At 65.2% G+C, this 12,747-nt stretch carries 11 protein-coding genes; 4 read left to right on the top strand and 7 right to left on the bottom strand.

Annotated elements, in window-relative coordinates:
- Positions 1 to 11: 11 nt before the first annotated feature.
- Genes LQG66_RS05175 through LQG66_RS05145 form a run of 7 tightly spaced genes read right to left on the bottom strand, consistent with a single transcriptional unit; the run spans position 12 to position 7,401 of the window.
- Entirely contained in the window at positions 12 to 1,670 is a 1,659-nt protein-coding gene (locus LQG66_RS05175; RefSeq protein WP_231324098.1) for an ATP-dependent acyl-CoA ligase, read from the bottom strand.
- 15 nt (positions 1,671 to 1,685) lie between these two features.
- Entirely contained in the window at positions 1,686 to 2,843 is a 1,158-nt protein-coding gene (locus tag LQG66_RS05170) for an ABC transporter substrate-binding protein (RefSeq protein WP_231324096.1), read from the bottom strand.
- Positions 2,844 to 2,900: 57 nt separating this feature from the next.
- Positions 2,901 to 3,683, bottom strand: a complete 783-nt coding sequence (locus LQG66_RS05165; RefSeq protein WP_231324094.1) for a cyclase family protein — start codon at positions 3,681 to 3,683, stop codon at positions 2,901 to 2,903.
- A 34-nt stretch (positions 3,684 to 3,717) separates the two neighbouring features.
- Positions 3,718 to 4,959 carry an SDR family NAD(P)-dependent oxidoreductase gene (locus LQG66_RS05160; protein WP_231324092.1) on the bottom strand — a complete coding sequence of 414 codons (1,242 nt, stop codon included), beginning with the start codon at positions 4,957 to 4,959 and terminating at the stop codon, positions 3,718 to 3,720.
- Positions 4,956 to 6,134: a thiolase family protein gene (locus tag LQG66_RS05155; RefSeq protein WP_231324090.1), complete on the bottom strand. Its 1,179-nt coding sequence runs from the start codon at positions 6,132 to 6,134 to the stop codon at positions 4,956 to 4,958. The genes LQG66_RS05160 and LQG66_RS05155 overlap by 4 nt, the downstream gene beginning before the upstream one ends.
- Before the next feature lie 25 nt (positions 6,135 to 6,159).
- On the bottom strand, positions 6,160 to 6,588 hold the full coding sequence (locus LQG66_RS05150; RefSeq protein ID WP_345778933.1) for an organic hydroperoxide resistance protein: 429 nt from the start codon (positions 6,586 to 6,588) through the stop codon (positions 6,160 to 6,162).
- Between the two features lie 21 nt (positions 6,589 to 6,609).
- Positions 6,610 to 7,401: an aspartate/glutamate racemase family protein gene (locus tag LQG66_RS05145; protein ID WP_231324088.1), complete on the bottom strand. Its 792-nt coding sequence runs from the start codon at positions 7,399 to 7,401 to the stop codon at positions 6,610 to 6,612.
- 629 nt (positions 7,402 to 8,030) lie between these two features.
- Here LQG66_RS05145 and LQG66_RS05140 point away from each other — a divergent pair.
- The 4 genes from LQG66_RS05140 to LQG66_RS05125 are packed head-to-tail and all read left to right on the top strand — an operon-like array spanning position 8,031 to position 12,741.
- Complete coding sequence (locus LQG66_RS05140; protein WP_231324086.1) at positions 8,031 to 9,179, top strand: ABC transporter substrate-binding protein; 1,149 nt, start codon at positions 8,031 to 8,033, stop codon at positions 9,177 to 9,179.
- A 42-nt stretch (positions 9,180 to 9,221) separates the two neighbouring features.
- Positions 9,222 to 10,265 (top strand): branched-chain amino acid ABC transporter permease, encoded by a 1,044-nt coding sequence (locus LQG66_RS05135; RefSeq protein ID WP_231324084.1) that lies wholly within the window; start codon positions 9,222 to 9,224, stop codon positions 10,263 to 10,265.
- Positions 10,262 to 12,031 (top strand): branched-chain amino acid ABC transporter ATP-binding protein/permease, encoded by a 1,770-nt coding sequence (locus LQG66_RS05130; RefSeq protein WP_231324082.1) that lies wholly within the window; start codon positions 10,262 to 10,264, stop codon positions 12,029 to 12,031. Before LQG66_RS05135 ends, LQG66_RS05130 begins: the two co-directional genes overlap by 4 nt.
- Positions 12,028 to 12,741, top strand: coding sequence for an ABC transporter ATP-binding protein (locus LQG66_RS05125; protein WP_231324080.1), 714 nt, complete (start codon positions 12,028 to 12,030; stop codon positions 12,739 to 12,741). The genes LQG66_RS05130 and LQG66_RS05125 overlap by 4 nt, the downstream gene beginning before the upstream one ends.
- Positions 12,742 to 12,747: the final 6 nt, after the last annotated feature.

Below are 12,747 nucleotides of genomic sequence, written 5' to 3'. Positions count from 1 at the left end.
GGACGCGACGGTCAGCGTCGCAACGTCACTCCGGCCGCCTCGCGATCCCACGTATCCGTGGTTACGCCCGCCTCACGCAGCACGCCCTTCTTGATCTTGCCGTTCTCCGTCAGCGGCATCTGGCTCAGAATGCGCACATAGCGCGGGATGGCGAAATAGGCGATCTGCCCGTCGCAATGCCTGACGATGTCGACGGGCTCCAGCGATTGGCCCGGCTCCAGCAGGATCGCAGCCGCGACCTCGTCCTCTCCCAACTCCGACGGCAGCGGGTAGATCGCGCAGGCGGCGACCGCGGGATGGGACTGGATGGTCTGCTCGACCTCCCACGAGGATACGTTCTCGCCGCGCCGCCGGATCGAATCCTTCATGCGGTCGATGAAGCGATAGTGTCCGTCGGGATCCCGAACGACCCGATCGCCCGAATGGAACCACAGATTGCGCCAGGCCTCGACCGTCTTCTCCGGCATGCCGAAATAGCCGGTGGCGAAAGCAAAGGGTTCGCTGGCGCGAAGCAGGAGCTCTCCGGCCTGTCCGTCAGGCAGCGCTGAATCATTTTCGTCGGCGATCCGCGCCTCGACCCCGTCGGCCAGATAGCCCATCGTCCCCGGACGACCGGACGGAATCGCACCGGCGAACACGAAATTGGTCTCGGTCGATCCGTAGCCGTCGACCAGCGGCACGCCAAACCGCTCGAGGAACGGAGCGTGGATTTGTGGCGGCACGCCGCCGCCCAGCGCAACGCGAAGGCGATGCGTGGAATCGTCGGCGCTCTTCGGCTGCGCCAGAAGCATCGACGCCATGGCGCCAAGCAGATAGCCGACCGTCGCATTGTGCCGTCGCGCAGCGGCCCAAAACCCGGAGGCGGAGAATTTCGGCTCCAGCACGTAGGTGCATCCGTTTAGGAGCGCCTGATAGAACGCATTCAGCGCGTTGGTGTGGAACAGGGGCAACGCCGTGAACAGCACGTCCCCCTCGCGGATGCCGAGCGCCCGCGCCGAATAGATGCCCCACCAGAACAGTTGCGCCTGCGGGCAGCACACACCCTTTGCAGGCCCCGTGGTGCCCGATGTGTAGAGGATCGCAACGGTGTCGCCGGGACGGACCGCGCCCGTCGGAGCCGCGGCTGCGAGAGCCGGCAACGGTGACACGCGAAGCCTGGCATCGATTGTCCCGGCGGTAGCTCCGATGACCCAGCTCCGAGGCGGCAGCTCGACGCCCGCCTCGACACCATCGATCGCGCCAACGAACTGAGCCTCGACGACCAGGAGCGCGGGGCGCGAGTTGCGGAAGATGTGGGAGAGCTGGAAGCCGCGCAGCGCTGTATTGATCGGGACTGCGATGGCCCCGAGCCACGCACAGCCGAGATAGACCTGCAGGAACTCCGCACGGTTCGAGCACATCAGCGCGACCCGATCGCCCGGCTTGATCCCGGCATCGACGAGCGCCTGGGCCGACGCGGCCGCGATCGAGGCGGTCTGCGCGAAGGTCCAGCGCGTCTCCCCCGCGACCAGCAGGATGCGCTCGGCGTAGCGCTCCGCCTGCCGCGTGAGGATGGTGGAGAGAATCCGGTCCGACGGCGGGAACGATGTCACGGCACGCCCCCAGGCCGGCGTCACGTTCTCCCCGCCGCCCGCTTCGCTGATATTGGCCGGCGCGTCATCCTCCGTCACGAACGGCCTCCCGCCTCACGGCAACAGCTTGTATTTGCCGTCCTCGATCTGGACCATGATGCGCGAACGATCGTCGACGCCATGCCGATCCGCCGGCGTATAGGTGTAGACGCCCTGCGTTCCAACGACCTCCTTGGTCGCAAACAGCGCCTGACGAAGCGCAGTACGGAATTCCGGCGTGCCGGGCTTGGCGCCGGTTGCCATCGCGCGCTTGGCGGCGTCGGCGAACACCAGCCAGCCGTCGAAGGAATAGGACGAGAATGCATCCGTCGGCGCCTCGCCGTTCGCCTTCTCGAAGGCGGCCCGGAAATCCAGCGCGACCTTCTGGATCGGATTGCCGGCCGGAAGCTGCTCTGCCGCGATCACCGGTCCGGTGGGACATATGATGCCATTGGCGGCCTTGCCGGCCAGACGCAGAAAGTCGGCGCTGATCATTCCATTGTTGCCATAGAGCGGGCCCTTGTATCCGCGCTCGGCCAGGGCAATGGCGGGCAACGCACCAGGCGTTCCGGTACCGCCGAGCATGATGGCGTCGGGACGAGCCGCAAGCGCGCGCAACACCTGCGCGGTCACCGACGAATCGGATCTGGCGTAGCGCTCGTTGGCGATAACCTTGATATCCGCCGCCTTGGCACTTTGCGACAGCGAGTCGTACAGGAGATCCCCCAGCGCATCCGTGAACCCGATGAACGCGACCGTTTTCAATCCGTGCGCCTTCATGTGATCGACGATGCCCTGGACCAGCAGCGGCATCGGTTGCGGCGTCTGCACCACCCAGGGCCCGCCCTCGCCGTTCGAAATGGCTGCGATCGGAGACACCGCGATCATCGGCACCTTCATCTCGATCGCGGCGGTCGCCATTGCGAGCGTCTGCGGCGCGCCCGACGTTCCGATCAGGATGTCGACCTTCTCCTGCTCGACGAGCTTGCGCGCGTTGCGTGCCGAAGCGGTGGCATCTGAGGCGTCGTCAAGCTGGATGACCCGCACCTTCTCGCCACCGATCTCGCCGATATAGGCCTGCCCTGCCGCGATCCCCTTCGCGTTCGGAATGCCGATCGAGGAGACCGGTCCGCTCAGACCGGTGACGAAGCCGACAAGGATATCGGCTTGCGCAACGTGCGGGGCGGCAACAAGCAATGCAGAGGAAACCAGCAGACCCTTGATCAAATTCATTGCACCTGTCTTTCGTGAGAAGTTCTTGTTCCGATTGGCAAGCGCAACGAATTCACGTCAGACTGGCGCAACCAGCGCGATGACGCGAAGCGGACTGCCCGAGCCGTTCTGGATCTTCAGCGGCGAGGCGACGATGACGGCTCCGGTGGCCGGAAGCTGATCCAGGTTGCACAGGCACTGCAGGCCGTAGCGGCCGGCACCGTGCAGGAAGTGATGCGCCGGATAAGGCGGCTCGAAATGTCCGGCCTGCCCCGCATCAGTGCCGATGGTCTCGGTGCCAAACCCGATGACGCCGCGCTCCTCCACCAGCCACTTCATGACGGCCGGGTTCGGGCCCGGCGTGTGCGCGCCATCGTCCCTGAGATTGGCGTAGTCGCGCCAGCCCTTCTTCGACCAGTCGGTCCTGAACAGCACCCAGTTTCGCTCGGGAATCCGGCCGTGCTTTGCTTCCCAGGCTTCGACGAGCGGGACCGTCAGCAGGAAATCCGGATCCTGGGCCGCCTGCGCGGAGCAGTCGATGACGCAGGCCGGCGCGATCATGTCCTTGGCCGGCATCGTGTCGACGGCATTGTTCGGCAGGTTCTTGCCGGTGAACCAGTGAATCGGCGCGTCGAAATGGGTCCCGGTGTGTTCGCCGAAGGTGACATTGTTCCAGTACCAGGCCGGGCCGCGATCGTCGTATCGCGAGATTTCCTGGATGCGAACCGGCGCCGCCTGGCCGAACTCCGGCGGCAGCACGATGACCGGAAAATCCGGACTGAGTGTGAAGGTCAGGTCGACGACGCGCACCGCGCCGGAGGAAATCGCGCCCGCCAGTTCCAGCAGATGGTTGCTTTGCATCGTCACGTCCTCCGGCTTGGTTGAAAGCTCGATGTCACCTGTCGAGCTCGCGTTCGAGCGCTTTCGGATTAGCCGCGAGACGTTGCCGGATCTCTTGGGCGACATCTCCGACATACATCTCCTCGAGCCCACCTCTCAGTCCCGACACGATCGCCTGCGCGATTGCGCGCGGCGCGACCTTCGGCGGCGGCACGGTCTGGAACCACTCGGTGTCGACGGGCCCGGTGAACAGATTCATCACCCTGACGCCGCCGGGCCTGAGCTCGGCGCGCAGGCAGTGCGAGAGCGACAGGCACGCGGCTTGCGAGGCCGAATAGGCGCCAAAGGCAGGCCAGTTCGCCAGCGCATAGACTGAGAGAATGTTGACCCACGCGGCACTGTTATTGATGCCGTCGGCGCCACGCATCCGCATCGCGGGGCCAAAGGCTTGCGCGAGGTTGATGAAACCGAGATAGGCTTGGTCGATCTCGTCCCGTGCGATGCTCGTGCCCCTGCGGTCGAGCAGGCCGCCCGGCCGCACATACTCCGTCGTATTGACGAGGATATCGACCTTGCCGCCGATGTCGGCTGCGAGATCGGCCGCAGATTTCTCGTCAGCCGCATCCAGGGTAACGATCTCGATCCCGTCCTGACCGCGCAGCAGCTTCTCGCCAGCGAACGGCCGCCATGGTTCGGCGACGCCGACGAAGACCGTCTTGGCGCCGGCCCCCTTCAAGGCGGCGACCGTCTCCTGGCCGATCACGCTGCGGCCGTTGGTCACGAGCACGCGCCGGAATTTCGGATCGGCCGTCATTTCCCGCCACTGCTTGTCGTCGGCCATGTTGGGAGTTTCCCCCTCGGGATGGGCAAAGGCCACCGCCTGACCGCTCTTGTCCAGTTGAAACGACATGCGAACCGGCGCGCCCTCCATACAGTCGGCATGGAGATGCGTGACGATCGTCGGACCGCAGTCCATCTTGACGAGGCCGATGCGCCAGGGCGCCCGTTCGCGGAAATAGACGTCGCTCGGCACACGCGCCGTCGTCTCGGCGAGAAGGGCGCCTCGCCGTGGCGCATCGACGAATGCAAGGCTGGCCGACAGGCAGGACGGGCAGGCCTCACGCGCCGGGTAGGCAAAGGCACCGCAGGCCTCGCAGCACTGGAGGACGAAGCGGCCTTCGGCGGCTGCACGCGTAAACCCATGCGACGTCCTGCTGCGCGGTCGCGGTGGCGAAGCAGGCAGCCGCGTCCGCAGCAGCGGGTTCTTGCGCCGGGGCGGCTTGATCGGCTCTATCATCGCGAAGGCCCTGCAAGGATCGCGGCGCCCGAGGCGAGACCGCGGTCATAGTTGATCATACCGAACCCCGAGGCCAAGGCGAGGCTCGCACTGCTGACCTGGGTGGGACCAGCGATCCCCAGAACCTGCCGCACTCCCTCGACGAGGCCGAGATAGGCGCCGGCGGCGCCAGCCTGCCCGACCGAGAGTTGCCCGCCCGACGTGTTGTGCGGAAAGTCACCGTCGATCGTGAGATCGTGCTGCTGAACGAACTCGGCCCCTTCCCCCTTCTTGCAGAATCCGAGATCCTCGAACTGCATCATCGTGATGACGGGATAGTCATCATAGGTCTGCACGACGTCCAGATCGTCAGCCTTGACGCCGGCCATCGCATAGAGCTCGCCTGCGTCCATCGCCCAGCCGCCGCGGACCTGCATCGGATCATCGGCAAAGGCATTGTGCCGCTCGATCGTCGAAAGAAGTCTCGCGGCTGCCAGCCCAAGCGACGCTGCGGTCTCGTCCCGCATCACCAGGAAGGCCTCGGCGCCGGCGCATGGCATCACGCAATCGAAGAGATGGATGGGATCCGAGATCGGCCGCGCAGCCAGATATTGCTCCATCGTCAGCGGCGTCTTCATCAGCGCATGCGGGTTACGCAAGGCATTGGTGCGCTGGGCGACAGCGATCCTTCCGACATCCTCACGCGTGACCCCGAAGCTCCGCATGTAGTTGCGCGCAATCAGCGCGAAGCTGGAATTGGCGCCGCCCGCACCATAGGGGTAGACGGCATCCTGGTTGAAGCGCGAGAAGTTCTCCAACGTCAGCCTGAACGAATCGACATGGTTGGTATCGCCGGCGACGCACGCCACGATGTCGGCGTCGCGCGCCTGAACCGCGCGCCCCGCCTTTCGCAGCGCTGCGACGGCGCTGGCGCCACCGAGCGGGATCGTATCCAGCCATCGCACGCAGAGCCCGAAATGCTGCGTCAATCCGATCCCGCTGTCCGTCCCCATGGTGAAACTGGAGACGCACAGACCGTCGATGTCGGAGGCCTTGATGCCGGCTTGCGCGACGAGCGCACTCAAGGCACGGCCGATCCACCATTGCGCGCTTTCGATGGAATAGCGCACATAGGGAATCGTGACGGGAGCCGCAATCACGACGCCATCATACGGTGTGCGTAAGGTATGGGTCACCGGCCGCCAGCCTCGTTCATTCGCCTCAGACCACCGTCAGTTTGACGTCGATATTGCCACGGGTCGCGTTCGAATAGGGGCAACGCTCGTGCGCGCCGGCGACGATCTCTTCGGCCATTGATGTCTCGACGCCGGGCAGATTGACCTTCAGTTCAACGGCGAGCGCATATCCGACGGGGACCGGCCCCATCGCAACCTTTGCCGTCACCGAGGGCTCGGCGGATGGCGCAACCTTGCGGGTGCGCGCCACGAGCTTGACCGCACCGAGAAAGCACGCGGCGTAGCCCGCCGCAAACAGCTGCTCGGGATTGGTGCCTTCGCCGCCGGGACCGCCCAGTGATTTCGGCACAGACAGCGACACCGACAGCAGACCGTCGGCACTGGCGGCCTTGCCGTCCCGACCTCCGGTCGCCGTCACCTCGGTCTCGTACAGGATCTTTTCAGGAGTCATCATGACTTGTTCTCCAACGCCAGTTCACACGGACGAGCGGCTGTTGCGGGCAAGCAGCGCGCGGAAATCGGCGCGCGCCTGGGCGCTGGCCCGCTTGAAACTCGGCCCGCGGCTAGGTTCGGTGCCGTTGAGCTGCCGGAGCTGCACCCACATCTCGGCACTTTTCAGCGCCACGGCCGCGCAGTTGACCACCGGCGCGTGCCCGACCTTCAGGCCATGCTCCCTCCCGATCAGGAGGCCCGGCAGCACACCGGCGGGGATCACGACATCGGCGCCGCGCTCGACCAGCGGACGTGCGCAGGCGACAAAATCCTCGATCATGCGGGCTTGCGCGGCATGATTTCCGGCGAACGCGTCGGCGAAATCCTCAGGCTTGCAGCCGAGGCCGGTCACGTGGACCACGCGACTACCGAGGCCGTAACGTTCGGCCTGCTCGTAGTGCCAGACCTCGAACACAGGATCGAGCGTCACAAGGCCGAGTCGCCGGCCGAGTTGTGAAGCCGCCAGCAGCGTCGCCTCACCGGTCCCGATCACGGGAATTTCGAGCGCCGAGCGCAGCTCGTAGAGTCCGGGGTCCTGGAAATGCCCCATGACAAAGGCGTCGAACCCGCCCTCCTCCGCCGCGATTCCGTTATCGATCGCCTGGACGGCGCAGCGCAGTTCGGCAAGCCGCCCGAACTCGCGGTCCGGCGGCGTGATGCCCTCGACATGGACCGTCGTGCCGGGCGCGGCGATGTTGTTGAGGTATTCCGACAGCCGCGCCATGTAGGGCGCGTTCACACTCGCATCAACGAAGCTCTGCCAGAAGATGCGCATCGTCCTTCTCCTCAAGCGGTGATCAGAGGATCGGTCGTCGGCTGCCGATGAATATACTTCAATCATAAACTAATTCACGCGTCAAATGCGCACGGCAGCGCCAACGACGGGCACGGTCGGGGCAACGGCGAGCACGGCCTCTCCGGACGGTCGAGCAGCAAGGAAACGGCGCACTCTGACGAAATTGTATGCAACGACATTTTTTTCTGACAGCGCCGTGACACGTGTTGACGGCCCCACCGATAATACTTTAGGCTTTAAGTAATTCCTCGCCGGCCAGGGACCGGTGACCATGACAATGATGCTGCAGGGCACCGATTTTGAGAGACTCGATCGTGTGGACAGTCGCCGTGCTCGAACAGCCGGCAGCAGCAGCGCCGGTCGCGCATCGCGGCCGTGTCAACGACCTTTCGACGCTTCAGGACAGGCCCGCTCGCATTCGCCGATCGGCCCGTTGTTCGAGCGGCAAGCGACATCATGGCTGCTGAACGCCCGGCTCGCAAACTCTCTTCGGTCGCGCCCGGAATTCGGCGCTGCAGCAAACCTTTCAATCGGTTCGTTCGTCGTTCGGGCTCCCCGCGCGGCAGCTTCGAGGCATTCCTATCCAGCACCAACGGAGGAGAACGCAAATGCGCAAGACGCTGAGCCTACTCGCACTTGTCGCCGGGGTCTTTGCAGCCCCGGCGGCGCAGGCTGAGATCATCATCGGCTTCGTCACGTCGCTCAGCGGCAACGGTTCGTCGATCGGAATCCCCTATGGACGCGGCATCAACGCCGCCTACGAATACAAGAAGACCATCAACGGCGAGACCATTCGCCTGATCCAGCTCGACGACGGCTCCGACCCGTCGGCCGCGACCCGCAACGCGCGCAAGCTTGTGGAGGAGGAGAAGGTAGACCTTCTCATCGGGACAGCCACCGCACCCTCGACGATCGCCATGGCGGCGGTCGCGAGCGAGCTGAAAGTGCCAATGATCGCCGTCTCGCCGATCGGCAAGCTGCCGGAATCGCCCGAGCAGTGGGTGGTGTCGGTGCCGCAGCCCGCCTCCCTTCTCGTCAAGATCGTCGCCGATCGCATGAAGCGCGATGGCGTGAAGAACATCGGCTATATCGGCTTCTCCGACGCGTGGGGCGACCTCGTCTACAACGGCGCCAAGGCTGCCGAAGCCGCCGGCGACATCAAGATGCAGACCAACGAGCGATATGCCCGCACCGACACCTCGGTGACCGCGCAGATCCTGAAAGTGCTTGCGGCCCGACCGGACGCCGTGCTGGACGGCGGCTCGGGTACGCAAGGCGCGCTGCCGCTCCTGAGCCTCTCCGAGCGCGGCTTCAAGGGCAACACCTACGGCACCGTCGCGCTGGTCAATCCGGATTTCGTGAACGTCGGCGGCAAGGCGGCCGAAGGCATTCAGGTCTCCGCCGGCCCCGTGATCGTTGCCGAGCAGCTTCCCGATGAGCACTTTGCCAAGAAGATCGCGCTGGATTTCCGCGCAATCTACCAGAAGACCCACAACATCCCGACCACTGACGGCTTCTCCGCCTACTCCTTCGACGCCTGGCTGATCTTCGCCAACGCTGCGGAGCGCGCGCTCAAGACCGCGAAGCCCGGAACGGCGGAATTCCGCACCGCGCTGCGGGACGCGATCCTCAGCACCAAGGAGCTGCCGGGCGTGCATGCCGTCTACAACTTCAAGCCCGGTGCGGTGACCGGCGTCGATGAGCGCTCGCTCGTCGTGGTGCGCCTGACCGGCGGCGCCTGGAAGTACGCGCCGTAGCCGAAAGACGTCAGGCAGTCAGAACGGAGGAACGGCGTCTCAATGACGAGCGACATCGCAGCCATCCTTGCGATCGACGGGATCGCCACCGGCGCAGTCTATGCGCTGGTGGCGATCGGGACCGTCCTCATCTTCACGGTGACACGGGTCATCTTCATTCCCTTTGGCGATATCGCCGCGTTTACCGCGCTGACGCTGGCTGCCCTGGATGCGAAGCGGTTTCCAGGCACGGGGGCGCTGGTCGTCATCCTGGCCTGCCTCGCAACCCTGATCGAGATCATCTCCCTCGCGCGCTCCGGCGAATTCCGGCTGCTGCCCCGCGCGCTGTCCTTCTATCTCGTGCTTCCGTTGGCCGTGGTCGGTGTGGCCTGGCTTGTCATGCTCCTGGATCCTCCGCTTGCCGTCAGGCTCGTACTTGCGCTGATGCTGATCACGCCGATCGCCCCGCTGCTGGATCGGATCGTGTTTCGTCCTATCGCGGACGGAACGGTGCTGTTGCTCCTGACCGTCTCAGTCGCGCTGCATTTCGCCCTGGTCGGCCTGGGGTTGCTGTTCTTCGGACCTGAAGGTGTCAGAACCGAACCGCTGACGTCGTTCTCGACCGAGATTGCCGGCGTCCTGGTCTCGGGCCAGACCATGCTGATCGTGATCGCAGGGCTCGTCTTCAGCGGCCTCCTCTATCTGTTCTTCGACTTCACGCTGGTCGGAAAATCGCTGCGCGCCACGGCCGTGAACCGGACCGGCTCCCGCCTGATGGGGATACGGCCCGCCCGCGCCGGCACGATCGCCTATCTGCTGGGGTCGCTGATGGCAGGCGTATCGGGAATCCTGATCGCGCCGGTCAACACCGTGTTCTACGACTCCGGCTTTCTGATCGGCCTCAAGGCCTTCGTCGGCGCCATCGTCGGCGGCATGACCAGCTATCCTGGTGCGGCGATCGGCGCCGTCGGCGTCGGCATCCTCGAGAGCTTCGCATCGTTCGAGAGCAGCGCACTGAAGGATGTTATCGTGTTCTCGCTTCTGATCCCGATCCTGATCTGGCGATCCCTCGCCTCGCTGCATTCCGAGGAGGAGATCGAGGAATGACGCGCCTTCACGTTCAGCTTGCGGCAATGGCGGCGGTGGTGTGCCTCGCGCTCGCGCCTCTCGTGCTGAACCCCTTCAGCATCACGCTGATGAACTATATCGGCATCTATTCGCTCGTCGCCATCGGGCTGGCACTCCTCACCGGCGTCGGCGGCATCGTCTCCTTCGGTCAGGCGGCGTTCGTGGGCGTCGCGGCCTATGCAACCGCCTGGGTCTCCGCGTTGAACGGCTACTCCCCGTGGCTCGGCCTGGTCTTTGGCGTCGCGTTGACCTGTGCGGTCGCCGCCATCCTCGGCGTCGTCACCCTGCGGCTTCAGGGCCATTTCCTTTCGCTCAGCACCGTCGCCTGGGGTCTCGCCATCGGATTCCTGTTCGGCAATGTCGAAGGACTCGGCCGCTTCAACGGCATCTCGTCGATCCCGCCGATCCGCTTCGGCTCGCTTGCACTGGTCTCGAGCGCTCAGATCTATTTCCTGATCTGGGGCATCGTCGCCGCGGTCCTTTTCCTCGGTTACAACCTCCTGGACTCCCGGCTCGGCCGCGCCATGCGCGCGCTGCGCGGCGGCAACACGCTGGTCGAGAGCCTCGGCATCAACGCCTTCCGGATCAAGCTCGTGACCTTCGTGATCGCGGCCTTCCTGGCCTCGCTCTCCGGCTGGCTCTACGCCCATATGAGCCGCTTCATCAGCCCGGGTCCGTTCGATGCCGGCATGGGCATCGAATATCTGATGATGTCGATGGTCGGCGGCGCCGGTAGCCTTCTCGGCGGTGTCGTCGGTGCCGCCGTCGTCACCCTGCTCAAGAACAGCGTGCAGGATTATCTGCCGCTGATCGCCAAGGGCGCGTCCGGGCAGCTCGAGATCGTCGCCTTCTCCGCACTGTTCATCCTGTTCCTGCAATGGGCGCGGCAGGGCATCGTGCCGTTCGTCGCGCGCTATCTGCCGAAAACCAAGCGCGAGCGGCCGCAACCGGCGCCGCCCCTGCCCCGTCGCGCACAAGCGACGCCGGGCGAGCTTCTTCTGAAGGTCGAAGGCGCTGAGCGCCGGTTCGGCGGGCTGGTTGCAGTCAACAATGTCAGCTTCGAGGTACGGTCCGGCGAAATTCTCGCCGTCATCGGCCCGAACGGCGCCGGCAAGAGCACGATGTTCAACTGCCTGACCGGCGCGCTCCGGCTCAACAAGGGCGAAATCGTCTTTGCGGGGCGTCCGATCACGCGCGACGCACAGTCGCGCATCGCCAAGGCCGGGATCGCGCGGACCTTCCAGCATGTGAAGCTGAGGCCGCGGATGAGCCTGCTGGAAAACGTGATGCTCGGCACCTACGCCCGCACCCGCGCCGGCCTGTTTGCCGGCACCTTCCGCCTCAACCAGCGCGAGGAGGCCAGCGCGCGGCACGAGGCCTTGGTCCAGCTCGAGCGCGTCGGGCTTGGCGAAAAGCCGTTCGAGCTCGCCGGCAATCTGCCGCTCGGCAACCAGCGCATTCTGGAGATCGCGCGCGCGCTCGCCGCGGACCCGGCGCTCCTGGTGCTGGACGAGCCGGCGGCGGGCCTTCGCCGCCAGGAGAAGCTGCGGCTTGCGGAACTGCTCAGGTCGCTGCGGGCGGACCATCTGACCATCCTGATCGTCGAGCATGACATGGAGTTCGTGATGTCCCTGGTCGACCGCATCGTGGTGCTCGATTTCGGCTCCAAGCTCTGCGAGGGCGCGCCAGCCGCGATCCGCAGCGACGAGCGGGTTCAAGAGGCCTATCTTGGAGGCGTCGCGTGAGCTCGATGTTTTCCATGACGGATGTGACCGTCTGCTACGACAATGTCGAAGCGGTCCGCAACGTGTCGCTGTCGGTCGAAGAAGGGCAGATCGTCACCGTGATCGGCCCGAACGGTGCCGGCAAGACCACGCTGCTGATGGCAGCCATTGGGCTGCTCGCCTCCCGCGGCCGCCTCGTCTTTCAAGGCAACGATATCGGAAAGATGTCCGTCGAGGACCGCGTCGAGCGCAGGCTGTGCCTCGTCCCGGAAAAGCGAGAGCTGTTCTCCGACATGTCGGTCGCCGACAATCTTCTTCTTGGCTCGTACAGCCTGCGCGACCGTTCGGGCGTCCAGAAGACCCTGGACGACGTCTATGATCGCTTCCCCCGGCTGAAGGAGCGGCAGCGCCAGGCCGCCGGCACACTCTCCGGCGGCGAGCGCCAGATGCTGGCGCTCGGGCGCGCGCTGATGGCCAAGCCGAAGCTTCTCATGCTGGATGAGCCCAGCCTGGGCCTCGCCCCCCTGATCGTGCGCGAGATCTTCCGCACCATCGCATCGCTGCGCAACCTCGGTGTGTCGATCCTGCTGGTCGAGCAGAACGCCCGCGCCGCGCTCGAGACGGCCGACTACGGCTATGTCCTCGAGACCGGCGAGATCGTGCAATCCGGCCCCGCAAAGGATCTCATCCACGATTCCAGGCTGATCACGGCCTATCTCGGCGGACACTAGAGCCGG

The sequence above is a fragment of the Bradyrhizobium ontarionense genome, assembly GCF_021088345.1.
In the GTDB taxonomy this organism is placed as follows: Bacteria; Pseudomonadota; Alphaproteobacteria; order Rhizobiales; family Xanthobacteraceae; genus Bradyrhizobium; species Bradyrhizobium ontarionense.
Note: the sequence above shows the minus strand (reverse complement) of the source record. Positions and strands in the feature narration are given on the sequence as shown.